This is a genomic window from Aromatoleum petrolei (genome assembly GCF_017894385.1).
Lineage (GTDB): Bacteria > Pseudomonadota > Gammaproteobacteria > Burkholderiales > Rhodocyclaceae > Aromatoleum > Aromatoleum petrolei.
On sequence record NZ_CP059560.1, the window covers coordinates 4991887 to 5017739 of the forward strand.

Consider the following 25853-nt stretch of genomic DNA (forward strand, 5'->3'; position numbering starts at 1 on the left):
CGGAGCGGCGGTCGAACTGCCCGCAAACGCAAACCACGCGAGAACACCATGACGTTTCCAATCCGCAAGAACCTGGTTCCCGCGCTGATCGCCGTGTTGGCCGTGGCCGGCGGGGTGTGGGCCTGGAAGGCGACGAATCCGGACGGCCCCGGCGAAGGGTTTGTGAATGGCAATGGCCGCATCGAGGCGACCGAGATTGACATTGCGGCCAAGCTCGGCGGGCGGGTACAGGACATCTTCGTCGGTGAAGGGGACTTCGTCGAAGCCGGCCAACTCTTGGCGCAGATGCAGGTAAGCGTGCTCGAGGCCCAGCGAGAGGAGGCGCGCGCGCATCACCAGCAGACCATCCATGCCGTCTCCAGCGCCGAGGCCCAGGTCGCGGTGCGCGAAAGCGATATCGCGGCGGCGCAGGCGGTGGTGGTGCAGCGCGAAAGCGAACTGGACGCGGCACAACGGCGCCTCGCGCGCTCCCAGGCGCTGTCCGTGGACGGCGCTTCGTCGATGCAGCAACTCGACGACGATCGTGCCCGCGTGCGAGGTGCCCAGGCTGCGCTGGCGGCAGCGAAGGCACAGGTCGCCGCCGCCCGTGCGGCGATCTCCGCGGCCCAGGCGCAGCTCGTCGGCGCGCGCTCGACGGTCGCGGCCGCCGAGGCGACGGTCGCGCGCGTCGATGCCGACATCGCCGACAGCCAGCTCAAGGCGCCGCGCGCCGGACGAATCCAGTTCCGTGTCGCACAGCCCGGCGAGGTGCTGGGGGCGGGAGGCAAGGTGCTGAATCTCGTCGATCTCTCGGACGTGTACATGACCTTCTTCCTGCCCGAAACGGTCGCCGGTCGGGTCGCGCTTGGAAGCGAGGTCCGCATCGTGCTCGACGCGGCACCTGCCTACGTGATTCCGGCCAGGGTATCGTTTGTCGCGAGCACCGCGCAGTTCACGCCCAAGACTGTGGAGACCGCCAGCGAGCGTCAGAAGCTGATGTTCCGCGTCAAGGCGCAGATCGACCCCGAGCTGTTGAAGCGCCACCTCGCACAGGTCAAGACGGGCCTGCCGGGCCTCGCGTGGTTGAAACTCGACGGCCAGGCCGAATGGCCCGCCAAGCTGGCGGTGAAGGTGCCGGAGTGAACGCCGGCGTCGCCGATGCGCCGGTCGCCCGGCTTGCCGGGGTCAGTCTGCAATACGGTCGGACCCAGGCGCTCGACGCGGTCGACCTGGAGATTCCGTCCGGCCGCATGGTCGGACTCATCGGCCCGGACGGCGTCGGCAAATCCAGCCTGCTGTCGCTGGTGGCGGGGGCGCGGGCCGTTCGGGCCGGTCGCGTCGAGGCGCTTGGTGGCGACATGGTGAGCAAGCGCCACCGCGACGCGGTATGCCCCCACATCGCATACATGCCGCAGGGCCTCGGGCGCAACTTGTATCCGACCTTGTCGGTCGAGGAGAACCTGCAGTTCTTCGGCCGTCTATTCGACCATGATGCCGCCGAGCGCCGCCGGCGCATCGACAGCCTGACGGGTGCGACCGGCCTGAGTCACTTCCTCGACCGTCCCGCCGGCAAGCTTTCCGGCGGCATGAAGCAGAAGCTCGGCCTGTGTTGCGCGCTGATCCATGATCCGGACCTGCTGATCCTCGATGAACCGACGACCGGCGTCGATCCGCTCGCGCGCGCCCAATTCTGGGAGCTGATCGCCGATATCCGGGGTGAGCGACCCGGGATGAGCGTGATTGTCGCAACGGCGTACATGGACGAGGCCGAGCGATTCGACTGGCTGGTCGCGATGGACGCGGGGCGGGTGCTCGCGACCGGCACACCGCTCCAGCTGCATGAACGCACCGGCACCGATGCCCTCGAGGCGGCTTTCATCGCCTTGCTGCCGGAGGAGCGGCGCCGCGGGCACCGGGCCGTCGTCGTCCCGCCGCTCACGGATGGCGAGACGGAGGAAATCGCCATCGAGGCGCGCGGGCTGACGATGCGCTTCGGTGACTTCACCGCGGTCGATCAGGTCAGCTTCCGCATCCGCCGCGGTGAGATCTTCGGCTTCCTCGGCTCCAATGGCTGCGGCAAGTCGACGACGATGAAGATGCTCACCGGCCTGTTGCCGCCGAGCGATGGTCAGGCCTGGCTGTTCGGTCACGCGGTCGATCCGCACGACATCGCCACCCGCCGGCGGGTCGGCTACATGTCGCAGGCGTTCTCGCTGTACACCGAACTCAGCGTGCGCCAGAACCTCGTGCTCCATGCCCGCCTGTTCAGCGTGCCCGAAGCGGAGATCGCGCCGCGCGTCGACGCGATGGTCACCCGCTTCGGTCTCGCCGACGTCATCGACGAACTGCCCGACGCCCTGCCGCTGGGTATCCGTCAGCGCCTGTCACTGGCTGTCGCAATGGTGCATGCGCCCGAGCTGCTGATTCTGGACGAGCCGACCTCGGGCGTCGATCCGATCGCTCGCGACAACTTCTGGCAGCTCATGATCGACCTCGCTCGGCGCGACAAGGTCACGATCTTCATCTCGACGCACTTCATGAACGAGGCCGAGCGGTGCGACCGCATCTCGTTGATGCATGCGGGGCAAGTGCTGGTGAGCGACACCCCGGCGGCAATCGTCGCAAGCCGCGGAGTGGCGACGCTGGAGCAGGCCTTCATCGGACACCTCGTGGACGCGGGCGCGCAGGGCGAACGGACGCCACGTCGGTCGGGGCGGCCCCCCGCTGCGTCGGGCGTCATCGATGTGCGCCGCCCTCCACGTGCATTCAGCGTGTCGCGGGCCTTCAGCTACGCGCTGCGCGAGACGCTCGAACTGCAGCGCGACCCCGTACGTGCGACGCTGGCCCTGATGGGGAGCCTGATCCTGTTGTTCGTCATGGGTTACGGCATCAGCATGGATGTCGACGATCTCGGTTTCGCCGTACTCGACCGTGACCAGACCGCCCTGAGCCGCAACTACACGCTGAATCTCGCAGGCTCGCGCTACTTCGTCGAGCATCCGCCGCTTGCCGATTACACCGACCTCGACCGGCGCATGCGCAGCGGCGAAATATCGCTGGCGATCGAGATCCCTTCCGGATTCGCGCGCGACATGCTGCGCGGCAACGCGGTGCAGATCGGCGCATGGATGGACGGGGCGATGCCGCAACGTGCGGAAACCGTCCGCGGCTATGTGCTGGGCATGCACCAGGGCTGGCTCGTCGACCTCGCGGCCACGCGCCTAGGCCTCGACGCGGGCAAGGGCGCCGCGACGATCGAGACGCGCTTTCGTTACAACCCGGATGTGAAGAGCCTGCCCGCGATGGTGCCTGCGGTGATTCCGCTGCTGCTGCTGATGATCCCGGCGATCCTTACGGCACTTTCCGTGGTACGCGAGAAGGAGCTCGGCTCGATCATCAACCTGTACGTGACGCCGGTGACCCGCAGCGAGTTCCTGCTCGGAAAGCAGGTGCCCTATGTCGTGCTCGGCATGTTGAACTTCCTGCTGATGACCCTGGTCGCGGTCACCGTATTCGGCGTGCCGCTGACCGGCAGCTTCCTGGCCCTGGCGCTCGGGGCGCTGCTCTTCGTGAGCTTCGCGACGGGTTTGGGCCTGTTCGCATCGACCTTCACGCGCAGCCAGATTGCTGCGATGTTCGTCACGATGATCGGCACCATCCTCCCCGCGGTCCAGTTCGCGGGCCTGCTGAACCCGGTATCCTCGCTGGAGGGCGTCGGGCGGGTGGTCGGTGAGCTCTTTCCCGCGACCTACATGCTGATCATCAGCCGCGGCGTGTTCAGCAAAGCCCTGAACCTCGCCGACCTGCACGCGGCGTTCGTCCCACTCGTGCTCGCGGTGCCGGTGATCATCGGCCTTTCCATCGCCCTGTTGCGAAAGCAGGACAACTGAGGATGAGCCGCCCCGTCAACGTCTACCGCCTCGGCGTGAAGGAGCTGTGGAGCCTCGCGCGCGATCCGATCATGCTGGTGCTGATCGCATACACGTTCACGTTTGCGATCTACACTGCAGCAACCGCGATGCCGGATTCGCTGCACCTCGCGCCGGTCGCGATCGTCGACGAAGACGGCTCGCCGCTGTCCGCGCGTCTCGCGTCGGCCTTCTACCCGCCGCATTTCAAGGCGCCGGTGCTGGTGTCGCCCAAGGAGACCGACGCAGGCATGGATGCGGGCGATTTCACCTTCGTCATCAACGTCCCGCCGGATTTCCAGCGCGACGTCCTGGCCGGGCGCTCGCCCGCAATCCAGCTCAACGTGGACGCGACACGCATGAGCCAGGCCTTCACCGGCAGCGGCAACATCCAGCAGATCGTCAACGGCGAGGTGAACGAGTTCGTGCAGCGCTATCGCGGCAGCGCGGCGCCGCCCGTGGACCTCGCGCTGCGCGCGCGCTTCAACCCTTCACTGACGCAGTCCTGGTTCGGTTCGCTGATGGAGATCATCAACCAGGTCACGATGCTGTCGATCATCCTCGCCGGCGCCGCATTGATCCGTGAGCGCGAGCACGGCACGGTCGAACACCTGCTCGTCATGCCGGTCACGCCCAGCGAAATCATGCTCGCAAAGGTCTGGTCGAACGGCCTCGTCGTGCTGCTGGGGGCGGCGTTTGCGCTCATCGTCGTCGTGAAGGGCGTGCTGCGCGTGCCGATCGAAGGCTCCGTCGCGCTGTTCCTCGCCTGCGTCGCGCTGCACCTTTTCTCGACGACGTCGATGGGCATCCTGCTTGCGACGGTCGCGCGCAGCATGCCCCAGTTCGGCCTGCTGATGATGCTGACGCTATTGCCCTTGCAGATGTTGTCGGGTGGAATGACCCCGCGCGAAAGCATGCCCGAACTCGTCCGTACGCTCATGCTGGCTGCGCCGACGACGCACTTCACGGCGGCGGCGCAGGCCATCCTTTACCGCGGGGCGGGCATCGAGGTCGTGTGGCCATACTTCGTCGCCATCGTTGCGATCGGGCTCGTATTCTTCCTCATCGCCCTGGCGCGCTTCCGCAAGACGCTTGGCCAGCTCGCATGAGCGCCTCCGCGGGCTCGCCGGGGCGCTCGTCACAGCGCCCCCGGTGCCGAGCGCCGCGGCAGGACGCTAGGCCGCGGCGCTCAGATCGGCAATCACCGCAGCGAGGAAGCGTCCCGCCTCGCCACCGGTGACGACGCGGTGGTCGAAAGTGAGGCTCAGCGGCAACACGCGATGCACGGCCGGCTTGCCGTCGACCGCGACAACCGTGTCATGCACGCGCCCGGCGCCGAGGATCGCGACCGTGGGCGGCACGACGACGGGTGCGGCGTATTTGCCCGCGATCATGCCGAAGTTCGACAGCGTGATGGTGTTGCCGCGCATCTCCTCGGCCGGGATCTTGCGCGCCGCGACGTCCGCACGCATGCGGTCGAGGCCAGCACGCAGGTCGGCGGGGTCGCGGTTCGCCACGTCGCGCAGCACCGGCACGAAAAGCCCGTCGATGAGGTCGACGGCGATGCCGACGTCGACCTTCTTCAGCACGCGCCGGCCCATGGTGTGGCTCTCGTACCAGGCGTTGAGTCCCGGTTCGGCCTTGCAGCCCGCGACCAGCGCGCGAATCAGCCGGATCGTGATGTCGGTGCCCGCCGGCCAGGCGTGGATGTCGGCGTCGTCGATCACGGTCGCGGCGGCCACCTCGCTCTGTGCGAGGGCCATGTTCTGCGCCATCGCCCGGCGCACACCGCGCAGGATCTCGGGTGGACCGACCTCGGCGAGGATCTTCGCGACGCGCTGCACGTCGGCCAGCGTGATGAGCCCGTCCGGCCCCGATGGCGTGACCATGGCCAGGTCGACATTGAGCTGGCGCGCCTGCGCGCGCACCGCCGGGGTCGCCTTGATCGCAGCGGCCGGTCGTCCGACCGCGGCCGGCGCCTCCTGCTGCACTTGCGTGCCGACCTGCACCTCACCGACCACCGTGCCCGCATCGGCGTCGCCGCCCGCCCCCTCGAAGCCGATGAGCGGCGCACCGACCTGCACGATCTGGCCCGCCGCACCGAACAGCTTCTCGATGCGCCCGTCCCACGGGGCGGGAATCTCGACGATGGCCTTTGCCGTTTCGACCGACAGCAGCGGCTGGTCCGTCTTCACCTCGTCGCCCGGCTTGACGTGCCATTCGACGATCTCGGCTTCCTGCAGTCCTTCGCCCAGGTCGGGCAGTTTGAAGATCTTCATGCGCCCTCCAGCGTTTTCCTGACCGCCGCGACGATACGTTCGACGCTCGGCATGTACTGGTGTTCGAGTCGCGACAGCGGTACGACGACGTCCCACGCCGTGACCCGCTGAACTGGGGCGAGCAGCGAGTACAGCCCGTGCTCGGCCAGGTTTGCCGCGATCTCCGCGCCGAATCCGCCAGCGCGCGTCGCTTCATGGACGATCACGCACCGACCCGTGCGCGAGACCGATTCGAGGATGGTCGTCATGTCGAGCGGCTTCAAGGTCGCGACGTCGATCACCTCGGCCATCACGCCTTCCTGCGCGAGCGCCTCGGCTGCGGCCTGGGTTTCGTTCAGCATCGCCCCCCAGCTCACCAGCGTGACGTCGGTGCCCGCACGCAGCGTGAAGCACACGTCGAGCGGCAGGGCCTCCCCATCGTCGGCCACTTCCTGCTTGAACAGGCGGTACAGCCGGGTGGGTTCGAGGAAAATCACCGGATCCGGGTCGCGGATCGCCGCCAGCAGCAGGCCGTAGGCGCGCGAGGGCGAGGAGGGGATCACGACGCGCACACCGGGCAGGTGGGCGAACAGTGCCTCGGGGCTTTCCGAATGGTGTTCGGGCGCGTGGATGCCCGCGCCGCAGGGCGAACGCACGACCAGCGGGCAGGACAGCCTGCCGCGCGTGCGGTTGCGCAGGCGTCCGGCGTGGTTCCAGATGTGGTCCATCGCGGGATAGATGAAACCCGAGAACTGGATCTCCGCGACGGGTTTGAGGCCCTGCGCCGCCATGCCGATCGCCGTTCCCACGATGGCCGTTTCGGCGAGCGGCGTGTCGAGCACACGCTCGGCGCCGAAGCGTTCCTGCAGTCCGACCGTCGCGCGGAAGACGCCGCCATTGACGCCGACGTCCTCGCCCAGCACGACCACGGCTGGATCGTGCGCCAACTCCCACTCCAGGGCGCGATTGATGGCCTCGACCAGATTCAGTTCAGCCATGGCTGCCTCCTCCGTCGTGCGATGCAAACCACTGTGCAGCCTCGCGCTGCTCCTGCAAGGCGGCCGGCAGCGTCGCGTACAGGTGATCGAACATTGCCGCCGTGGTGGGGGGCGGGATCGCCAGGTAAGCCTCGACCGCGGCATTGACCTGATCGGCGCATTCCTTGAGCAGCCGCTCTTCCTTCCCCGGGTCCCAGGCGCCGATGCGCGCCAGATAGTTGCGCAGCCGCCGGATCGGCTCGTTCGCCCACTGCTGCTGCACGGTGTCCGCATCGCGGTAGCGCGTGGCGTCGTCGGCGGTGGTGTGGTCCCCCAGGCGGTAACTGATCGCCTCGATCAGGGTCGGCCCGCCGCCCGCGCGCGCCTTCTCCGCGGCCTGGCGTGCCGCGTCATGGACGGCGATCACGTCGTTGCCGTCCACCTGAACGCCCGCGATGCCCGCCGCGATGGCCTTCTGTGCGAGCGTCGGCGTCAAGGTCTGATGCTCGCGCGGCACCGAGATCGCCCACTGGTTGTTGTTGATGACGATCAGCAGCGGGGCGCGCCATACGGCCGCGAAATTCATCGCCTCGTAGAAATCGCCCTTGGACGTCGCGCCGTCGCCCAGGAAGCACGTGGCGACGCGCGCCTCACCGCGCAGCTTGAAGGCATACGCGATGCCGGCCGCATGGCACACCTGGGTACCGATCGGCACGCAGATCGGGAAGTCCTCGCGCGGCACCGAAAAGTCGCTGCCGCGCTCGTCCCCGCCCCAGTACAGCAGGCTCTCGGCCATGGTCACGCCGCGCATGAACTGGGCCGCGTGGTCGCGGTAGGAGGGCACCAGCACGTCCTCCTTGCGCATTGCACCGGCGACGCCGACGCCGATCGCCTCCTGGCCGAGCGCAGACGCGAAGGTGCCGATCTTGCCGGTGCGCTGCAACGCGATCGCCTTCGTGTCGAAGGCACGCGTGAGCTGCATCGCGCGGTAGAGGGGGATCAGATTGGCGGGATCGAGCGCAAAGGCGGGAAGCTCCTGCGTCGCCTCGCCCTCCGCATCGAGAAATCGGGTGAATTCGACTTCGAACCGGGCAACGGTAGCCATGGCCAGTCTCCTCGTTCGTCGTTGTTCTTGACCCTGTCAAATTTCAGTCTAATGCATGCCTGCCATCCGACGCGCGCCGATGGTCTGCGTCGAAGGAAAGACGTCACGCCGACCCTGCGATTCAACGCGGATGCCCTCGTCGCGGCGGCGTGAAGTGACAACACGTCCGAACTGTCGACCGTCGCCGCGTGCGGCAGTTTCGTCGTCAGGCGTCGAACGTCAATTGACGGAAATGACACCGATTTCCCTTCTTCATCATGACGTGACGTTGGGACGATGTAGATAGAATGTGATACGTGGCTATTGATGGGCGTGCGATTTGCTCCACGGCGCGGATCGCACGGCGCGCGGGGTTTGGCCCTGCGGCAGCCCGAAATTTTTACGCCCCTGCATCGGGCGAAGGTGGAACGAAATGCTGCGGACTTCCGACATCAAGATCTGGGTTCGGCTGACTGCGTCGATCTGGGCGCTGCTGATCGTCGTGTGGGCGGGAATGATCTTCTGGGACAGCCACAACAGTCGCAAGCTCGCGGTCGAGCAGGCGATGGATTTCTCGCTGAGCATGCACGACTCAGCCCTTGCCGGGCTGACGGCGATGATGATCACCGAGACGATGCACAAGAAGCATGTGCTGCTCGACCAGATCAGTCATCTCGCGGCGATCCGCGAACTGCGCGTCGTCCCAGGCGAGCTCGCGCGTGAGGGCGTTGAGAGCTCCAAGGATGAGGGCAAGCCTCGCGATGACCTGAAACCCAACGAGCTCGAGGCGCAGGTGCTGCGCAGCGGCGAGCCCTACATCGACGTACGCGAGGACGATAAGGGCGCTTACCTGTACGCGATTCGCCCGGCGAAGAACGTCACCAAATACCTCGGCAAGAATTGCGTCGAATGCCACGACGCGCCGGAAAATGCGACGATCGGTACGATCGGGATCAAGATTTCGCTCGACAAGATGCATAACGCGATCACCGCGAAGCGACTGGAGTCCCTCGGCATCGCGCTCGTCGCGAGCCTTGTGGTTCTCGTCTTCATCTGGTCCTTCATCCGGGGGGCCGTCACCGGACCGCTGGAGCGCATGGTGGCGGGTCTGCGCGCGATCGTGTCGGGCGAGGGCGACCTCACGCGTCGCCTGGAGGTGCGCGGGAGCGACGAGATCGGCGTCGCCTCGGCGGTGTTCAACGAGATGATGGCCAAGATCGCCGGTTTGGTGCGCCATGTCGGCGAATCCGCAGCGCAGGTGTCGAACGCGGCGGCCGAGTTGGTCGTGCGTGCCGACCAGGTCGTGGCGTCGTCGCAGAGCCAGAGCGCAACTTCCGCAACCACGGCCCAGGCGGTCGAGCAGATGGTTGCGAGCATCGCCACGGTCGCCCGCAGCGCCGAGGAAGTGCGCAAGCTTTCTCGCGAGAGCCTGCGCCGTTCGGACGAGGGCAACGCCAGCCTCACGACGCTGGATGAACGTGTCGGGATGGTGGAGACCACGGTGCGCGGCATCGCCGATTCGGTCGGTCAGTTCGTGTCGAGCACGACGGCGATCACTCATATCACCAGCGAGGTCAAGGAATTGGCCGAACAGACCAATCTCCTCGCGCTCAACGCGGCCATCGAGGCAGCGCGGGCGGGCGAGCAGGGCCGCGGCTTTGCGGTTGTCGCCGACGAGGTACGCAAGCTCGCGGAGAAATCGGCGACTTCGGCCAACGAGATCGACGCCATCACGCACACACTGGGCAAGCAGTCCGAGCAGGTCACGCGCGCGATTGCCGACGCCATGGATCACATCGCCACTAGCCGCGAGTCTATGATGACGGTGAATGACGTCCTTGCCGCAGCCAGCGAATCGGTGGTCGCCGTCGGACACGGCTTGGACAACATCGCGGCGGCCACGCAGGAGCAGGAGCGGGTGAGCGCCGACGTCTTCTCGGGCATCGAGACGATCAAGCAGATGGCGCAAGGCAACAGCGAGGCGGCAAGTCAGACCGCGGCGGCAGCCCGCAATATGGGCGAGCTGGCGGGCGAACTGCAGGGGGCGGTGGGCCGCTTCCATACCTGATCGCCGGCAACCGCCGGGCATGGGGGAGGAGAGGGCGATGAGCGACGCGTTCGATTTTGCCGACGAGCTCGGTCCGGCGAAGATCATCCATGTCCATGAACCCGGCATCGGCCTGAAGGCGGTGCTGGTGGTCGACAACGTCGCCATCGGCCCGGCCATCGGCGGGGTACGCATGGCGCCGGACGTCAGCACCGAAGAATGCTTCCGCCTCGCACGCGCGATGACGTACAAGAATGCCGCAGCGGGGCTGCGCCATGGCGGCGGCAAGGTCGTGCTCTACGGCGACCCGCGGATGCCGCTGTCCGACAAGGAACGCCTCATCCGCGGACTTGCATGTGCGCTGCGCGACATTCGCGACTACATCTTCGGCCCCGACATGGGCACGAACGAAACCTGCATGGCTTGGGTGCGCGATGAGATCGGCCGTGCCGTAGGCCTGCCGCGCGAGCTCGGCGGCATCCCGCTCGACCAGATCGGTGCGACCGGGTGGGGGGTCGCCCACGCGGCCGAAGTGGCCGCCGCAGCCTGCGGCTTCGACCTTGCAGGCGCGCGCGTGGCAATCCAGGGCTACGGGGCGGTCGGCCGGCACTCCGCGCATTTTCTCGCCGACAAGGGCGCCGTCGTCGTCGGGGCCGCCGACTCGGCGGGAACGGTGTGGGATGCGCACGGCATCGATCTTGCGGCGCTCGACGTGCTCAAGGCCGAAGGCCGGTCGGTGCTCGACTATCCGGGTGGGCAAAAGGGCGGACCGGGCGCTGTGATCGATGTCGAATGCGACATCTGGATTCCTGCCGCACGTCCGGACGTGGTGCACGAAGACAACGTCGGGCGCCTGCGCACGCGGCTCGTGCTGCAGGGTGCGAACATTCCCTTCACGCGCGCGGCCGAGGAATTCCTGCACCGCAAGGGCGTCCTGTGTGTGCCGGACTTCATCGTGAACGCGGGCGGAGTCATCTGCGGGGCGGTGGAATACGCGGGCGGGAACCAGGCCACCGCGCTGGCGACAATCGCCGAGAAGGTGCGCGAGAATACGCGCGCGGTGATCGAGGCCGCGTCGGCACGATCGCTGCTGCCGCGCGACGCGGCAATCGGGCTGGCGACGGCACGCATCGGGAAAGCGATGTCCTTTGGTCGGTGGCATCCGGCGTGAACGGAGCACCGGAGCCCGGAACAGGTATTGGAGTCATGGATGGGATTGAACGCTGAGTATTCGCCAGTCGCGCCGGAGCGCAAGGACGTCGACGCCCTGAAGGATGCGACGGTGCTGGAGTTCGGGACGGGATGGTGTGGCTTCTGCCGCGGTGCGCAGCCGCTGATTGCGGAAGCCTTCGCGGCCCATCCGCAGGTCCGTCACCTGAAGATCGAGGACGGGCCGGGCCGTCCGCTGGGGCGATCCTTCAAGGTGAAATTGTGGCCGACACTCGTGTTCCTGCGTGACGGTGTCGAGATCGCGCGCGTGGTGCGCCCCGGCAGCGCCGCGGAGATCACCGAGGCGCTGCGAGAGCTGGAAAAGGCGCCCGCGAAGGACTAGGGGCGCCTCCCCGGGTCGATCAGCGGCCCGGTATGCGGAGGTCGATGCGACCGCCGCGCGTCGGGGGACACCAGTAATAGCCGCCCGTGACCGGCTGGCTGAAGCGGAACAAGGCATCGACGATACCGTCGTCGAGTCCGGCCATGCGGCGGAGTTGCGCCTCGAACGCGTCGAACGAGTGCCCGAAGGCGAGGAACACGAGCCCCGACTGCGTACCGTCCGCCCAGGGCATGGAGCGACGCAGTACGAAGGCTTCCGGGTCGAAGCTCTCCTGTGCGGTGCGCTTCACGTGGGCGGACGCGGGTGCGTCGTCGAGCTCCTCGTTGTCGCTCTTGCGCCGGCCGATAATGTGGTCCTGCTCGTTTCCCGGCAGGCGCTCGAAATGGTCGAGATCGTGCCGCCAGTGCTGCACCGCCGCGAAGCTGCCGCCGTGCAACGCATCGGCGCCGGACGAGGTGAATGCGACGGCCACTGCCTCATCGCCTTCGGGGTTCTCGGTCCCATCCTCGTAGCCCGTCAGGTCGAGACCGCTGCCGTAGCGGAAGGCGTCGGTCGCCTGCACCAGACGCAGGGCCGGAGCGAGGGCCGCCTCGATGCGGCGGCTGCGATGCAGGAGTTCGCCGCGATCGTCGCCGCGCAGCCAGCACCACATGCCGTGCTGGGTCGAGGGGATATCGACCGGACTGCCGCTCAGCGTCGGGAAAGGGCGCAGGCCGTCGATACAACCACCTGCGGCGCGGACCAGCGATTCGCCAAGCCCGACGACGGTGGCATCGCCATCGGCCAGCGGCGCCAGCTTGTTCAGCGCATCGGGCAATTGGGCAACCGATTCGAGGGTAAAGTACAGGTGGCGTGCCAGGGTTGGCACCGCCTTCAAGATTCCGGCCTGGTATCGGGGTGTGTCGGGGGTCTTGTCGTGGGTCATGTCGGCTCCCGGTGGAACAAGGAAAGGAGGCGCGGCGACGCGGGCACGCGCATGCTGCCGGCAAGAGTAGCGCATTCGACGGCCGTCCTGTAAGGCGCACCGAACGTCGCACTGTGTCGCAGCGCTTGCTCATCCGTGCAGCACGAAGCGAAATTCCTGCGGGATGAACGACTTGCGTGCGTCATCCCGTCGCGGCCCACAGGCTTATCCACAGCCGCTGGGGACAACTTGCCTCATTTCCACATCGCACGCATCCGCTCGGCGAGGTCGAACGCGATGCGGCGCGATTCCGCGGTCGGGCGCGGGGCAAGGGCCGGGGGCGGCCAGGAGGTCTGCTCGAAGCGTTCGAGTATCCGGTTCGGAATGAACCGCGTGCGGCTCGCGTAGACGTGGCGGTCGCCGCGCCCGGGCTGCTGCGACACGTGGAAACGCTGCGGCACGATCAGGTCGAGCGCGTCCTTCGCCCGCGTCATCGCGACGTAGAGCAGCCGGCGCTCTTCCTCGATCTCGCTGCTGCTGCCGGTCGCGAGGTCCGAGGGCAAGCAGCCGTCGACCGCATTCAGCAGTGTCACGGCCGACCATTCCTGCCCCTTGGCGGAGTGGATCGTGGACAGGATCAGGTAGTCTTCGTCGAGAAGGGGAATGCCGGCTTCGTCACTCGTCGCGCTGGGCGGGTCGAGCGTGAGTTCGGTGAGGAAGCGCTCCAGGTTCGGGTAGGTGGCGGCGATCCGCGCAAGCTGTTCGATGTCACCCGCGCGGATGGCGGCATCTTCGTACAGGCGCGCCATTTCTCCCACGTACCATTGGCAGATCGGCTCCAGGCTCGCCGGCCATGCCGCGGCGGCAACCGATTCCAGCTGCCCTGCAAATGCGACCCATGCGTCGCGCGCCGCCTCGGGGACGGGCTGCTCGGCGAGGAGCAGGCAGCCGGGCGCCGCGTTGGTGATGTTGTCGAGGACACGCCCCGCCGTCTTCGGGCCGATTCCGGCGTGAAGCTGGATGGCGCGAAACCCCGATACACGGTCGCGCGGATTGATGGCCCAGCGCAGCACCGCGAGCACGTCCTTGACGTGTGCCGCCTCGAGGAACTTGAGTCCGCCGAATTTCACGAACGGAATGCTGCGCCGCGTGAGCTCGACCTCGAGGCGCGCGCTGTGATGCGATGCGCGGAACAGCACGGCCTGCGACTTGAGCCGTGCCCCCTCCTCGCGACGCGCAAGCACGGTTTCCACGACGCACGCCGCCTGGTCGGCGTCGTCGCGCACCGAGATCAGGCGCGGTTTCTGCGCACCGGCACGCTCCGTCCACAAGTCCTTGGTGAAGCGCTCGCTCGCAAGCGCGATGACTGTGTTTGCGGCTTCGAGAATGGGCTGGGTCGAGCGGTAGTTGCGGTCCAGCGTGACCAGGTGCGCCGGCGGATCGAAATGGGAGGGGAAGTCGAGGATGTTGCGCACCGTCGCGCCGCGGAAGGCGTAGATCGCCTGAGCGTCGTCGCCGACCACGGTGAGGCCGCGTCCGTCCGGTTTCATTGCGAGCAGGATGGCCGCCTGCAGGCGGTTGGTGTCCTGGTATTCGTCCACGAGCAAGTGAGAGAAGCGCGCGCCGATCTCTGCGGCGAGATCGCCGTCCGTGATCATCTGGGCCCAATAGAGCAGCAGGTCGTCGTAGTCGAGGACCTGTTGCGCCTGCTTCGCTTCCACGTAGGCGAGAAAGAGGCGCTTGAGGTCGGCTTCCCATTCGCTGCACCAGGGGAAGGACTGCTGCAGCACCTCGCCGAGGGGCGCCTGGGTATTGATCGCGGCGGAGTAGATCGCCAGGCAGGTGCCCTTCATCGGAAAGCGCTTCGCTTTCGCCGACAAACCCTGTTCGTGGCGCACGAGGTTCATCAGGTCGGCCGAATCCTCGCGGTCGTGAATCGTGAATCCGGGTTCGAGCCCGATGCGCCCGGCGAACTCGCGCAACAGGCGCGCACCGATGGCGTGGAAGGTGCCCGACCATTCAAGGGACGCTGCGGCGAGCCGCGGGCGTGTTTTCGCCAGCTGCGCGACGATGCGCGTGACGCGGCGGTTCATCTCGTCGGCGGCGCGGCGCGAGAAGGTCAGCAGCAGGATGCGGCCAGGATCGGCGCCGCAGGCGAGCAGGTGCGCGACGCGGTGGGCGAGGGTGCTGGTCTTGCCCGAACCCGCGCCCGCAATCACCAGGAGCGGACGATCACGATCGGCGGACTCAGGCTGCGTGCCGAACAGGACAGCGGCCTTCTGAGCGTCGTTGAGGTGAGCCAGGCAGGCGAGGGAGTCTTCGATTTCCGTTGCGTTCTCCATGTTCAGCGGCATTCGGGCAGGACGACGGCGGCGGATGCGGGTGACGGGGCGGCGACGCCCGCGCGTTCGCCGTCGTTGGACTCGGAGCGCTGCAACCACGGCGGAATGCACGGTACGTCGCGCAGCGCGAAGAACACCGCTTCGTCACAGGCCGGACAGATGCGGTACTCGGCGAGATCGCTGTATGCGCGCTCCATCGCGTGCGGATTGAGGGAGGCGTGGCAGTGTGGGCAAATGAATCGGGCGGACATGGCGTGATCCTTCTGAGCTGTAACTATATACAGCTTTCGGAAGGATGCAAGCGCCGGCTTCATCGCGTGTGTCGTGCGCAGCCAGATCGGCGACGAACGCAGTGCGTGCGCCCATTGTCGCGGCAGAGTGCGGCCGGCGCCGAGGCTTACGTCTTCTCGGGCTGCTCCTGCAGCATCAGCCGCACCGCGAGGATGCCCGGCTCCTCGGACCCCTTGATCGTGAAGCCGAACACCTTCAGCAGTTTCAGCATCGGCTCGTTTTCCGCCATGACTTCGCCGACCAGCACCCGCAGGCCGCGTTCGCGGGCGTAGCGGATCACCTTCTTCATCAGGGTCGAGCCGATTCCATAGCCTTTCATGTCGGAACGCACGAGGATGGAAAACTCCGCCGTGTGATTGTCGGGGTCGGCCACGGCGCGCACCACGCCCAGCGTCTCCGGGCGGCCGGAGTCGTCGCGCCCGCTGGCGATGAAGGCCATTTCGCGGTCGTAGTCAATCTGGGTGAGACGCGCCATCTCCGTGCGCGGCAGCGTGCCGATGTAGTGGAAGAAACGGAACAGGATGTCTTCCGGCGTCACGCGCGACAGGAATTCGTAGTGCGTGGGTTCGTCTTCGGGACGGATCGGGCGCAGGACGATCTTACGGCCGTCGCGCAGGGTCGCCGCTTCGGCGAGGTCTTCGGGATAGGGGCGGATCGACAGTCGCTGGGGGCTCGGTGCGGTCGTCGAGACCTGGATGTGCGCATCGACGGCCAGAACTCCCTGGTCGTCCACGAACAAGGGGTTGACGTCGAGTTCCTCGATCTCGGGGATATCGACGATGAGCTGTGAAATCCGGGTCAGGAGCTGCGCGACGCCTTCGCGATCGGCTGCCGGATGGTTGTGGTAGGCGTCGAGCAGCCCGGCCGCGCGGCTGCGGTTGATGAGGTCGTGCGCGAGCGGCAGGTTGAGCGGGGGCAGGCCGATGGCGAGGTTGCGGTACACCTCCAGCCCCCGCCCGCCTTCGCCGAAAACGATCATCGGTCCGAACAGCGGGTCCGTGACGACGCCGACGATCAGTTGCCGGGTGTGGGGGCGCGTTTCCATCGGCTGCACGGCGAAGCCGCTGATTCGGACGTCGGGCCGCGCGGTGGCGACGCGTGCCAGCATGGCTTGGGCAGCCGACTCGGCGGCCTCCGGGGTCTCGAGGTCCAGCGCGACGCCGCCGACTTCCCACTTGCGGCGGATATCGCGGGACATGACAGTGACCGCGACGGGCATGCCGAGCTCGGTGGCGATCGCGGAGACGTCCTGCGGCGTCGCGGCCAGGTGCGTCGGCACGACTGGAATCTCGTACGCCGCCAGGATGTGCTTGGCTTCGGGTTCGGTGAGGCGCGTGCGGCCTTCGGCAATGGCCCTGCGCACGACCGTGCGTGCGCCTTCGACGTCGGGACGGAAGTTCTCGGACGTGGAGGGCGGCGCCTGCATCAGCACTTCGCGCGTGTGCCGGTGATTGACCATGTGCACGAAGGCGCGCGTGGCGTTTTCCGGCGTGTCGAAGGTGGCGATGCCGGAATCCGCGAACAGCTTGCGTTCCGCGGCGGAGGTTTCGTCGCCGATCCAGCAGGTGAGGAGATTGCCGCCGACGCTGCGGATGGTCTTGATCACCGATTCGGCGATTTCCATGCTGGGGGTGAGGGCGTTGGGCGTGTGGATCACTAGGATCGCGTCGCCGTCCTGCTCCTCGCACAATATCTTCAACACATCCTCATAGCGCTTGGGCGGTGCGTCGACGCGGATCGCGATGGGGTTGCGACCGTTCCAGTCGGGCGGCAGCAGGCGGCGCAGGCGCGTGAGGGTGTTGGGGTAGAGGTCGGGCAGCGCATAGCCGCCGAGATGCAGGCTGTCCTCGGCCATGATGCCGGCGCCGCCGCCGTTGCTGATCACGACGAGGCGGTCGCCGTGGATCGGGCGCGAGCGCACGACGGTCTCGACGGCACCGAACAGCTCGTTGAGGTGGTCAACGCGCAGGATGCCGGCGCGGCGCAGGACGGCGTCGGCCACGTCGTCGTTGCCGATCAGGCCGGGGCTGTCGAGGAACAGGGGGTCGCCGATACCCGGCAAGGCGCGCTGCGCGCGTCCGGCCTTGATCGCCACCACCGGCTTGTTGCGGGCCGCCGCGCGGGCGGCCGCCATGAAGCTGCGGCGTTCGCGGATCGACTCGATGTACATCAGGATCGCGCGCGTGCCCGGATCGCTGCCGAGGAAGTCGAGCACCTCGCCGAAACCGATATCCAGCGCATCGCCGAGCGACACGAAATGTGAAAAACCGATCTTCCGCGGCATGGCCCAGTCGAGCACCATCGTGCCGACTGCGTCGGACTGCGAGACGAAGCCGATGTTTCCCGACAGCCCGCCGACCTGGGAAAAGGTCGCGTTCAAGCCTGCCTGCGGCACCATCACGCCGAGGGTGCTGCCGCCGAGGATGCGGACGCCGTGACGGCGGGCGATCTCCATGATCGTCATGTCGAGCGGCCGTCCGTCCGTGCCCAGCGTGGTGCCGAGCTGGCTCGCCATGACAATGGCCGCGCGCGTGCCGCGTTCGCCGAGCTGTTCGAGGATGCCCGGAATGGCGGACGGCGGGGTGCAGATGATGGCGAGGTCGGGCGTGCGCGGCAGGGCGGCGACGCTGGGGTAGGTCAGCACCCCGGCAACAGCGTCGCGCTTGGGGTTGACCGGCATGATCGCACCGCCGAATCCACCCGCCAGGAGGTTGCGCATGACCACGCTGCCGATGCGCCGGGGCCGGGCGCTTGCGCCGATCACGGCAATCGATTGCGGGTTGAAGAGGCTCTGCAGGTATCGGAAGCTCATGGTCGGAAAGGGCGGTCGGGTTTGTCGATGGTGGTCAGCGCATGCGTTGCCAGAGCATGGCATGCGTGACGATGTACTGGTACTTGCGCGCGTGCTCGCGGATCACGAGGGGTATTTCGGCTTCGCGGCGCAACTCGAAGCCGTCGGCGCCGAGGAGCGCCCTGAGGACATCGGCGCTGCGCACGGCGCAGTCGCCGTCCATGTAGCCGCCCAGCCAGGCGCCGCGCGGTGTGAATTGCTCCAGCCAGGTGTAGGGCGACAGGATCGCGACGACGCCGCCCGTGCGCACCAGTCCGCGCGGGCCGCCGAGCCGCCCGAGCAGGGACTTGGGGCTCGGCAGGCGGCACAGCAGGTTGGCAAGCAGCACCGCGTCATAGTCCGTGAGCTCGGCGGGGAGCGAACAGGCGTCGGCCTGGCGGAAGGCGACGCGGCTGCGGTCGATGGCCGGATCGACTTGCGCCAGCAGCGGGTGGGCGAGTTCGCCTTCGTCGCGGCAGGCGTATTCGAGGACGCCTTGATCGCGCAAGGTGGCGGCTGCATCGATGAAGGAGCGGCTCAGATCTATGCCGAGGACTTCGCCGAACATGCGCGCGAGTTCGAAGCTCGCGCCGCCGACGGCGCAGCCGACATCCAGTGCCCGGCCGCCACCGATGCCGAGTTCGCGTGCGCCTTCCATGAGCCAGTGTGCTGCGCGCAGCGGGAACTGGCAGGCGTCGCGGGGCCCGGACGCATGCGGCATCTGCTCCTGCGGGCTGCCGTAGTGCAGCAGCAGGTACTCGTTGGTGATCCCGGCGCTTTCGTAGGCCTTGCCCGGCGCTCCTTCGGCATCCAGACGCACGGCGCCGCCGTCGTGGGCGGCCTGCACGACGCGGAAACCCGCGTGCTGGAAGAAGTGGGGGCGAAAATGGAAGCGCGACCACACGCTCGCCTCGTCGCCGGTCGAGATCCACGAGCCACCGAGGATCATCTGGTGCTCGCCGTCGTAGCAGGGGCTGCTGAAGTCGTCGTAGTAAGGGTGGACCCGGGCGCCGGGCAGCGGGTTGAACTGGTCACCCAGCCACTGCCACACGTTGCCGAAGACGTCTTGGAATCCCTTTGCGGTGCGCGCGCCGGCGGTGACGGGGGATGACGAGCCGCAGCCGAGGTTGAGGTTGAGGCCGCGTTCGCGAATCAGTGCCGCACCGTCCGCAACCATGACCGGATCGTCGGCGACGGTGACGACGGGGTCGCGCAGGGCATTGTGCTCGGCTTCGCTCGGCAGGCGGCAGGGCTCACCCAGGCGGGCGCTCAGCCATGCGCAATAGGCGCCGGCTTCGTGCCAATTGACTTCGGCCGGCCAGTCCCAGCGCATGTCGACTTCCTCGAACAGCGTGCGCAGGCGGAAACGGTGGGATCCGGCCGGGCCGTCGGGCACCCAGAAGGTGGGCCACTTGACGTTCCGGTAGGTGCGCCACGACCACCCGGTCTCCGACCACCACTGGCGGTCGCGGTAGCCCCCGTCGGCGACGAACTGCCAGAACTCGCCGTTGCTCACGAGGCCGCGACCCGCGCGGAAGGGCTGCACGTCGACGCCGCGGCTACCGTATTCGTTGTCCCAGCCGTAGGAGGGCCAATCGGCGGGTTTGCCGAGCCGCAGGCGGGTCGCAGCGACGGGCAGGAGTTCCATTTCCGGATAGTCGCGTCCTGCAACCGGCGGGAATGCCGCGGGGCTCGCCGCGGAGGAATGCGGCGGCATCCATCCCGCGGGCCGCCGGACGAGCCGCAGCGGCAGCTCGTGGATCAGCACGGACGAGGTCTCGAGATGGATGCGCTCGTGCTCGAACCCCATGAACAGCGCCCACAGGGGATCGTTCTGCGTGATCGGCGGATGGCCTTCGGCGAGTCCGGGATGCTCTTCGATGACGCGGCGCACCAGCGCGTAGACCGCCTTGCGGTACTCTTGGGCCTCGTCGAACGCGGGCCAGCGCATCGCGTTCTTCGACATGTCGTCCCAGCGCATCTCATCGACGCCGGTTTCGAAAATGCGTTCGAAATACGGGTTGAGCGGAGCGGGGATCAGCCCCGCCACGCGCAGCTTATTCACGTAGAGCGCAGGCGGGTGGCAGTAATAGAAAACCATCGGATGCCGTAGATGGTGGTACGGGGGGCGATAGAAAGCCTCCTCGCCGATCAGCCCGGAGAACAGCAGCTCGGTGAGCGTCCAGCCGTTGTCGAAGTAGGCGCGGACTTGCTCGCGTGTGCAGGTCGCCAGATTTGGGAGCGACAGCGAGGTGAGCCTGCCGTCGTTCGTCCAGCCCGGACAGCGCTCGGGTGGCAAGCCCGTCCACCAGTCCGGGTTTCGCACGGGGCCGAGGCATTCCTCGAAGCGCCCCTCGAGATTCTGTCGCCAGCTTTCGTCGGTCAGGTCGTCGGTCATCTCGGATCGCTCTCGCTGGTGGTCCCTGCCCGAAAAGACGGGCAGCTACGCATTCGCCATCTATGGAGGCCCGTGGAGCCTCATCTTTTGAGGATACCCCCGGAGCAGGCTGCACGCCAACGGCTGCCTCGCGCCGCGGGCGTGACGAGGCGCACGCGGCGGGCGTGATCTAAAGTTAAGTCACCGAACGGTGTGCGCCTTCATGGCCGACGGTCGAGGCTTCGAGGAGACAGCGATGGAACAGCGGAAACTTGCACTGATCGTCGGCGCGGGGCCGGGACTCGGACGCGCGCTCGCGCGCCGTTTCGGCGCGGCGGAAATGAATGTGGCGCTTGCCGGCCGCAACCTCGAGCGACTGGAGAACCTCAGTATCGAATGCGCCGGGATCGGCCGCGGCGCGCGTGCCTATCGCTGCGACGCAGCGCGCGAGGAAGACGTCCAGGCCCTGTTCCGCGACGTGCGCGGCGACTACGGGTGCCCCGATGTCGTCGTCTACAACGCGGGGGCCTTTGTCGCACGCGGCATCGTCGAGACCAGCGCCGAAGAGTTCGAACGCTGCTGGCGCGTCGGCTGCTTGGGCGGCTTTCTCGTCGGTCGCGAGGCGGCACGGGCGCTGCTCGAACGCATCGGACAGGGTGGTCCCGGCGGAACGATCCTGTTCACCGGGGCCACGGCGAGCCTGCGCGGGAGCGCGGGTTTCCACAACCTCGCGGTCGGCAAGTTCGGCCTGCGCGCACTTGCGCAGAGCATGGCGCGCGAACTTCAGCCCAAGGGTATCCACGTGGCGCACGTGGTGATCGACGGCCGGATCCGGCCATCGGCCGTCGTCGAGCATACCGACACGCACGACGGCGATGCGCTGCTCGCCCCCGACGCGATTGCCGAGGCCTATTTTCAGCTGTATCGGCAACCGCGCAGCGCGTGGACGCAGGAACTGGACCTGCGTCCGTGGGTGGAGCGGTTCTGAGGGTCAGGCGACCGTTTCGCTGTCGAGCGTCGGGTAGTCCGTATAGCCTTCGGCTCCGCCGCCGTAGAAGCGATCCGTGCGCGGCGGGGTGAGGGGGGCGTTCTCGAGCAGGCGGCGCACGAGATCGGGGTTGCTGATGAAGGCCTTGCCGAATGCGACGAGATCCGCCTTACCCTCGGCCACCGCCTGCAACGCCAATTCGCGCGTGTAGCCGTTGTTTACCATCCACGCGCCGGCAAAACGGCTGCGCAGCGCGTTGAAGTCGAACGGACGGGCGAGGTCCGCAGGTTCGCGCTTGCCGCCGGTTTCGCCCTCGATGACGTGGATGTACGCGAGCCCCAGCGGCGCGAGCCGTTCGACGACATGGTTGTAGAGCGCCTGGGGATCGCTGTCGCGGGAGGTACCGTTGCCGCTGGTCAGCGGGCTGAGACGAATGCCGGTGCGACCGGCGCCGATCTCGTCGCACACGGCGTCCATGACTTCCAGCAGAAGGCGTGCGCGGCTCTCGATGCCGCCGCCGTAAGGGCCGCTCCGATCATTCACGCTGTCGCGCAGGAACTGTTCGAGCAGATAGTTGTTGGCCGCATGGACTTCGACACCGTCGAATCCGGCCTCCATTGCGAGACGGGCTGCGCGCCGGTAGTCGGCGACGATGCCCGGCAGTTCGTCGTCCCGCAGTGCACGCGGGGTGGAGACGGGAACGAAGCCGTCGCGGGTGAAAGTCTTGGCCCCGGTTGCGGGTCGGTCGGTGCTCGAAACCGGCGCGGCGCCGTCGGGCAGCAGCGAGGTGTGCGAGATGCGACCGACGTGCCACAGCTGGATCACGATGCGCCCGCCTGCGGCATGCACGGCATCGGTGACCTTGCGCCATCCCGCCACCTGTTCGGCGCTGTGGATGCCCGGGGTATCGAGATAGCCGTGGGCCATCGGATTGATCGGACTGGCCTCGGTGATGATGAGGCCGGCACTGGCCCGTTGACGGTAGTACTCGACGGTGAGCGGACCAGGCAGGTTGCCGGGGAGGGCGCGGTTGCGCGTCAGCGGCGCCATCACGATGCGGTTGGACAAGTCGATGTCGCCGATGCGAACGGCGTCGAACAGGCTTTTCATGCAGGGGCTCCTTGGTGTGCGGCGCCGCTCGATCCGATTGGCAGCGGCGGCGCGATGTCTAATCACATCACTTTAGCAATGCCTGATGAAGTTGAAAATCCGACGATTGAGCGACAATCAATTTCCGGATCGGAAACGATCGCGCGCGGCATGGAATTTCCGAGGGACGGTGCGACTTTGCAGGGCGGGAGGATAGCTGCGACAGCGCACGGTCGCCGCGCCTTGCAAGTTGTCCGGCGGTGTGTGAAGATTCGCCCCTTGTCATCTCTTGACGGCTTTGTAACTGCATGTTTTGTAATGAAAACATGCAAAATTGCGAGATTTCAGGAAGACACGGAATCTCTGTCCTTCCCGTGCGGGAAAATCTTCTTCGCCGGTCGCGTCCCTCTCCCGTCCTGCGCTCGGGGCGGGCGCCGCTTCGCACGGTGCTTCCGACTGCCGTCGTTCAATCCCGGAATCCATTGCCCGGGCGCTGGAAAGCTTGATGTGCTGATGAGTCTGGTTCGCGGTTTGTCCCTGGCATACATGCCGACGTCGTCTGTCCGGGAATGTCCGCCGCAATGGTGGGATGATGTGCTCGGTGTCACGATCCTCGGCGAGGGGGATGCGGGCTGCGTGCCGTCCGGAGTTCCGCTCGCCCGGGTCGCGACCCCTGTGCTGGCCGGTCCGCGGTCCGTGTGCGAGGTGTGGCGCGCCGACCGCCCGACAAGGGCGGGCGCATATGGACGGCTGCGCTATCGCTGTACGGAGAGCATGCTGTTCGGGGCCATTGCGCTGGACGAGGGCGACATGCCCGCGGACGCTGGTGGCGTTTCTGCGCTGCAGCGGGCCACCCGCGCCGCCTACCGGGAGGTGTTCGATCTGCTCGACGAGGCGGGTTATCCCGCGCTCTTCCGTGCCTGGAACTACTTTCCGGCGATCAATGCCGTGATCGACGGCAGCGAACGCTACTGGCAGTTCAACGCCGGACGCCAGGAGGCTTTCGGGGCCGGCGGCCGCAGCACGATCGACAGTGTGCCCGCAGCGTGTGCGCTCGGTTCGGCGCCGGGGCCATTCACGCTCTACTTCATCGCGCTGCGCGATGCGCCGCAGGCCATCGAGAATCCGCGCCAGGTGTGCGCGTATCATTATCCCCGGCAGTATGGTCCGCGCAGCCCGACCTTTGCACGCGCAAGCCTCGCGCTCTCGCTGAAACCACCGACGCTGTTCATATCGGGCACGGCGAGCATCGTCGGGCACGAAACCTTGCATCGGGGCGACGTCGCCGCGCAGACGGCGGAGTCTGTCCGCAACATCGAGGCCGTCCTCGGCGAAGCGCGGCGGGCCGCTCCGGGGGGAACCGGGCTCGCTCCGGGGGATCTCGCGTACAAGGTCTATGTGCGCCACCAGCGCGATCTCGACGCCGTGCGGACCTGCTTTCGCGAGCACGTCGGCGATGCGGTGCCGGTGGTGTACGTGCAGGCCGACGTGTGTCGCGAGGACCTGCTGGTGGAAATCGAGGCGTCCGGCGGACATGCGATGGAGGATTGGCGATGAGGGCAGGGGCGGGGAGCGGGTGGCTGTCGTGCGGACTGCTCGCCGCGCTGCTGGTGCCCGTGTTCGCTCCGGTCGCCGCGGCAGCGGAAAAGCCGCTCTGGGAACTGGGCGCTGGCCTCACCGTGCTGCAGTTTCCCGCTTACCGCGGTTCGGACGAGGATCGGTTGTTCGTGCTGCCGGTGCCCTATGTCGTTTATCGCGGCGAATTCCTGAAGGCGGACCGGCAGGGGATCCGCGGCACCTTCTTCGACAGCGACCGCGTCGAGCTGAGCCTCAGCCTGGGCGCGTCCCCGCCGGTCAGCAGCGATCGGGTGAAGGCGCGCGAGGGCATGCCCGACCTGAAACCGACCGTTGAGATCGGCCCTTCGCTCGATGTGCGACTGTGGCGTTCGGCCGACGAGCGCCTGCGCCTGCGCACGCGCCTGCCCTTGCGTGCGGGCTTCACGGCGGAAGGTGGCCCGGAATCGACGGGCTGGCAGTTCACGCCGCAGCTCAACCTGGACTGGCGCGATCCGGCCGGGCTGGGGGGCTGGACCCTCGGCGTGATCGCCGGGCCGGTCTATGGGGACCGCCGGCAGCACCGCTATTTTTACGAGGTCGAGGCGAACGAGGCAATGCCACTGCGTCCCGCCTACGACGCACGCGGCGGCTATGGCGGAACGCAGGTGCTCGCGGCACTGTGGAAGCGTTATCCAGGGTGGTGGGTCGGGGGCTTCGTGCGCTACGACACCCTCGCGGGGGCTGTGTTCGACGATAGTCCGCTGGTGAAGCGCAAGGACTATTTCGCCGCAGGTTTCGCGCTGACCTGGGTGCTGGGCGAATCCTCGCGCCGAGTCGAAGCGGATGAGTAGCAGCGGCCGGACGCGGCAGGGGGCGCTGCGGCGCCTGCGCGAGTATGTGCTGCTGTACCTCGGCCTCGGTTACCTGGGCATGATCTGCCTGCTATGGACACCCTTCGCGATGGTGTTCTACCCGCTGCTGCCGGCGCGTGCCGGCCGGCGCTTGGGGCGCTTCGTCATCAACCAGGGATTCAACAGCTACATCCGCTTCCTGACGCTGATCGGCGCGTGCCGATTCGACCTCGCGGCGCTCGACAAGCTGCGCGGGCAGGGGCCGCTGATCCTTGCGCCGAACCACCCGAGCCTCCTGGATGCGGTGATGGTGATCTCGCGCCTGCCCGACGTCGCCTGCATCATGAAGGCCGGGCTCATGGACAACATCTTCCTCGGCGCCGGTGCGCGCCTCGCCCGTTACATCCGCAACGATTCGCCGCTGCGCATGGTGGGCTGCGCGACGACCGACCTGTCGGCGGGCAGCTTCCTGCTGGTATTCCCCGAGGGCACACGCACGACGCGCATGCCCGTCAATCCGCTGTTGAGCAGCGTAGGGCTGATCTCGCGGCGCTCGGGGGTGCCCGTGCAGACGATCTTCATCGAGACCGATTCGCCCTATCTGTGCAAGGGCTGGCCGCTTTTCCGCAAGCCGGAAATGCCCGTCGTCTACCGCGTACGGCTGGGGCGGCGCTTCGATCCGCCTTCCAGCGTGCAACCCTTCATGACCGAACTCGAGCGCTATTTCGTTGCCGAACTCGAGGATGCCGTTCTGCCGCAACCGCCGGAAAGGGACGGTGGCACAATGTCGTCGTCCACGATCTGAACACTGCTCCGCAC

General features: G+C 67.3%; 19 protein-coding genes. 10 read left to right on the forward strand and 9 right to left on the reverse strand.

Annotation, left to right across the window (positions count from 1 at the left end; genetic code table 11):
- The first annotated feature begins 48 nt into the window (after positions 1-48).
- Genes ToN1_RS22860 through ToN1_RS22870 form a run of 3 tightly spaced genes read left to right on the forward strand, consistent with a single transcriptional unit; the run spans position 49 to position 4996 of the window.
- Positions 49-1122 (forward strand): HlyD family secretion protein, encoded by a 1074-nt coding sequence (locus tag ToN1_RS22860; protein WP_169208014.1) that lies wholly within the window; start codon positions 49-51, stop codon positions 1120-1122.
- Positions 1086-3869, forward strand: a complete 2784-nt coding sequence (gene rbbA / locus ToN1_RS22865; protein ID WP_169208015.1) for a ribosome-associated ATPase/putative transporter RbbA — start codon at positions 1086-1088, stop codon at positions 3867-3869. Before ToN1_RS22860 ends, rbbA begins: the two co-directional genes overlap by 37 nt.
- A 2-nt stretch (positions 3870-3871) precedes the next feature.
- A complete protein-coding gene (locus ToN1_RS22870) occupies positions 3872-4996 on the forward strand; it encodes an ABC transporter permease (protein ID WP_169208016.1) in 1125 nt (374 codons plus the stop codon).
- A 66-nt stretch (positions 4997-5062) separates the two neighbouring features.
- Here the strand turns inward: ToN1_RS22870 and ToN1_RS22875 are convergent, their stop codons facing one another.
- The 3 genes from ToN1_RS22875 to pdhA are packed head-to-tail and all read right to left on the reverse strand — an operon-like array spanning position 5063 to position 8227.
- Positions 5063-6166, reverse strand: a complete 1104-nt coding sequence (locus tag ToN1_RS22875) for a dihydrolipoamide acetyltransferase family protein (protein WP_169208017.1) — start codon at positions 6164-6166, stop codon at positions 5063-5065.
- Positions 6163-7143: an alpha-ketoacid dehydrogenase subunit beta gene (locus tag ToN1_RS22880; RefSeq protein ID WP_169208018.1), complete on the reverse strand. Its 981-nt coding sequence runs from the start codon at positions 7141-7143 to the stop codon at positions 6163-6165. Before ToN1_RS22880 ends, ToN1_RS22875 begins: the two co-directional genes overlap by 4 nt.
- Positions 7136-8227 (reverse strand): pyruvate dehydrogenase (acetyl-transferring) E1 component subunit alpha, encoded by a 1092-nt coding sequence (gene pdhA / locus ToN1_RS22885; protein WP_169208019.1) that lies wholly within the window; start codon positions 8225-8227, stop codon positions 7136-7138. Before pdhA ends, ToN1_RS22880 begins: the two co-directional genes overlap by 8 nt.
- 412 nt (positions 8228-8639) lie before the next feature.
- Here pdhA and ToN1_RS22890 point away from each other — a divergent pair, with 412 nt between their 5' ends.
- From ToN1_RS22890 to ToN1_RS22900, 3 genes are read left to right on the forward strand one after another with little or no spacing between them, the layout of a single operon-like run.
- The gene (locus ToN1_RS22890) at positions 8640-10274 is read left to right on the forward strand and encodes a methyl-accepting chemotaxis protein (RefSeq protein ID WP_210147915.1); all 1635 of its coding nucleotides are present in this window, start codon (positions 8640-8642) and stop codon (positions 10272-10274) included.
- 37 nt (positions 10275-10311) lie between these two features.
- On the forward strand, positions 10312-11424 hold the full coding sequence (locus ToN1_RS22895) for a Glu/Leu/Phe/Val family dehydrogenase (RefSeq protein WP_169205451.1): 1113 nt from the start codon (positions 10312-10314) through the stop codon (positions 11422-11424).
- A gap of 39 nt (positions 11425-11463) precedes the next feature.
- Positions 11464-11805, forward strand: a complete 342-nt coding sequence (locus tag ToN1_RS22900; protein WP_169205452.1) for a thioredoxin family protein — start codon at positions 11464-11466, stop codon at positions 11803-11805.
- Between the two features lie 19 nt (positions 11806-11824).
- On the opposite strand, the gene ToN1_RS22905 is transcribed toward ToN1_RS22900, so the two are convergent.
- The 5 genes from ToN1_RS22905 to ovoA all read right to left on the reverse strand — a co-directional run bounded on the left by ToN1_RS22905 (position 11825) and on the right by ovoA (position 20570).
- Complete coding sequence (locus tag ToN1_RS22905; RefSeq protein ID WP_169205453.1) at positions 11825-12730, reverse strand: Dyp-type peroxidase; 906 nt, start codon at positions 12728-12730, stop codon at positions 11825-11827.
- A 233-nt stretch (positions 12731-12963) separates the two neighbouring features.
- On the reverse strand, positions 12964-15051 hold the full coding sequence (locus tag ToN1_RS22910) for an ATP-dependent helicase (RefSeq protein WP_169205454.1): 2088 nt from the start codon (positions 15049-15051) through the stop codon (positions 12964-12966).
- A 2-nt stretch (positions 15052-15053) separates the two neighbouring features.
- A complete protein-coding gene (locus tag ToN1_RS22915) occupies positions 15054-15302 on the reverse strand; it encodes a hypothetical protein (RefSeq protein WP_169205455.1) in 249 nt (82 codons plus the stop codon).
- 146 nt (positions 15303-15448) lie between these two features.
- Positions 15449-18154 carry a bifunctional acetate--CoA ligase family protein/GNAT family N-acetyltransferase gene (locus ToN1_RS22920; protein WP_169205456.1) on the reverse strand — a complete coding sequence of 902 codons (2706 nt, stop codon included), beginning with the start codon at positions 18152-18154 and terminating at the stop codon, positions 15449-15451.
- Positions 18155-18188: 34 nt separating this feature from the next.
- Positions 18189-20570: a 5-histidylcysteine sulfoxide synthase gene (ovoA, locus tag ToN1_RS22925; RefSeq protein WP_169205457.1), complete on the reverse strand. Its 2382-nt coding sequence runs from the start codon at positions 20568-20570 to the stop codon at positions 18189-18191.
- Positions 20571-20805: 235 nt separating this feature from the next.
- On the opposite strand from ovoA, the gene ToN1_RS22930 reads away from it, so the two are divergent.
- Complete coding sequence (locus ToN1_RS22930) at positions 20806-21537, forward strand: SDR family NAD(P)-dependent oxidoreductase (RefSeq protein ID WP_169205458.1); 732 nt, start codon at positions 20806-20808, stop codon at positions 21535-21537.
- Between the two features lie 3 nt (positions 21538-21540).
- Here the strand turns inward: ToN1_RS22930 and ToN1_RS22935 are convergent, their stop codons facing one another.
- Positions 21541-22647, reverse strand: coding sequence for an alkene reductase (locus ToN1_RS22935; protein ID WP_169205459.1), 1107 nt, complete (start codon positions 22645-22647; stop codon positions 21541-21543).
- 525 nt (positions 22648-23172) lie between these two features.
- Between ToN1_RS22935 and ToN1_RS22940 the strand changes: the two genes are divergently transcribed.
- Genes ToN1_RS22940 through ToN1_RS22950 form a run of 3 tightly spaced genes read left to right on the forward strand, consistent with a single transcriptional unit; the run spans position 23173 to position 25839 of the window.
- The gene (locus tag ToN1_RS22940) at positions 23173-24183 is read left to right on the forward strand and encodes a chorismate transformation FkbO/Hyg5 family protein (RefSeq protein ID WP_211162070.1); all 1011 of its coding nucleotides are present in this window, start codon (positions 23173-23175) and stop codon (positions 24181-24183) included.
- A complete protein-coding gene (locus ToN1_RS22945; protein ID WP_169205460.1) occupies positions 24180-25034 on the forward strand; it encodes a MipA/OmpV family protein in 855 nt (284 codons plus the stop codon). Before ToN1_RS22940 ends, ToN1_RS22945 begins: the two co-directional genes overlap by 4 nt.
- Entirely contained in the window at positions 25027-25839 is an 813-nt protein-coding gene (locus ToN1_RS22950) for a lysophospholipid acyltransferase family protein (RefSeq protein ID WP_169205461.1), read from the forward strand. The genes ToN1_RS22945 and ToN1_RS22950 overlap by 8 nt, the downstream gene beginning before the upstream one ends.
- The last annotated feature ends 14 nt before the right edge of the window (positions 25840-25853 follow it).

Coding starts and splice junctions, on each gene's coding strand:
- ToN1_RS22860 (WP_169208014.1), top strand. CDS start 49: ATGACGTTTCCAATCCGCAAGAACCTGGTTCCCGCGCTGATCGCCGTG.
- rbbA (WP_169208015.1), top strand. CDS start 1,086: ATGGCCCGCCAAGCTGGCGGTGAAGGTGCCGGAGTGAACGCCGGCGTC.
- ToN1_RS22870 (WP_169208016.1), top strand. CDS start 3,872: ATGAGCCGCCCCGTCAACGTCTACCGCCTCGGCGTGAAGGAGCTGTGG.
- ToN1_RS22875 (WP_169208017.1), bottom strand. CDS start 6,166: ATGAAGATCTTCAAACTGCCCGACCTGGGCGAAGGACTGCAGGAAGCC.
- ToN1_RS22880 (WP_169208018.1), bottom strand. CDS start 7,143: ATGGCTGAACTGAATCTGGTCGAGGCCATCAATCGCGCCCTGGAGTGG.
- pdhA (WP_169208019.1), bottom strand. CDS start 8,227: ATGGCTACCGTTGCCCGGTTCGAAGTCGAATTCACCCGATTTCTCGAT.
- ToN1_RS22890 (WP_210147915.1), top strand. CDS start 8,640: ATGCTGCGGACTTCCGACATCAAGATCTGGGTTCGGCTGACTGCGTCG.
- ToN1_RS22895 (WP_169205451.1), top strand. CDS start 10,312: ATGAGCGACGCGTTCGATTTTGCCGACGAGCTCGGTCCGGCGAAGATC.
- ToN1_RS22900 (WP_169205452.1), top strand. CDS start 11,464: ATGGGATTGAACGCTGAGTATTCGCCAGTCGCGCCGGAGCGCAAGGAC.
- ToN1_RS22905 (WP_169205453.1), bottom strand. CDS start 12,730: ATGACCCACGACAAGACCCCCGACACACCCCGATACCAGGCCGGAATC.
- ToN1_RS22910 (WP_169205454.1), bottom strand. CDS start 15,051: ATGGAGAACGCAACGGAAATCGAAGACTCCCTCGCCTGCCTGGCTCAC.
- ToN1_RS22915 (WP_169205455.1), bottom strand. CDS start 15,302: ATGTCCGCCCGATTCATTTGCCCACACTGCCACGCCTCCCTCAATCCG.
- ToN1_RS22920 (WP_169205456.1), bottom strand. CDS start 18,154: ATGAGCTTCCGATACCTGCAGAGCCTCTTCAACCCGCAATCGATTGCC.
- ovoA (WP_169205457.1), bottom strand. CDS start 20,570: ATGACCGACGACCTGACCGACGAAAGCTGGCGACAGAATCTCGAGGGG.
- ToN1_RS22930 (WP_169205458.1), top strand. CDS start 20,806: ATGGAACAGCGGAAACTTGCACTGATCGTCGGCGCGGGGCCGGGACTC.
- ToN1_RS22935 (WP_169205459.1), bottom strand. CDS start 22,647: ATGAAAAGCCTGTTCGACGCCGTTCGCATCGGCGACATCGACTTGTCC.
- ToN1_RS22940 (WP_211162070.1), top strand. CDS start 23,173: ATGCCGACGTCGTCTGTCCGGGAATGTCCGCCGCAATGGTGGGATGAT.
- ToN1_RS22945 (WP_169205460.1), top strand. CDS start 24,180: ATGAGGGCAGGGGCGGGGAGCGGGTGGCTGTCGTGCGGACTGCTCGCC.
- ToN1_RS22950 (WP_169205461.1), top strand. CDS start 25,027: ATGAGTAGCAGCGGCCGGACGCGGCAGGGGGCGCTGCGGCGCCTGCGC.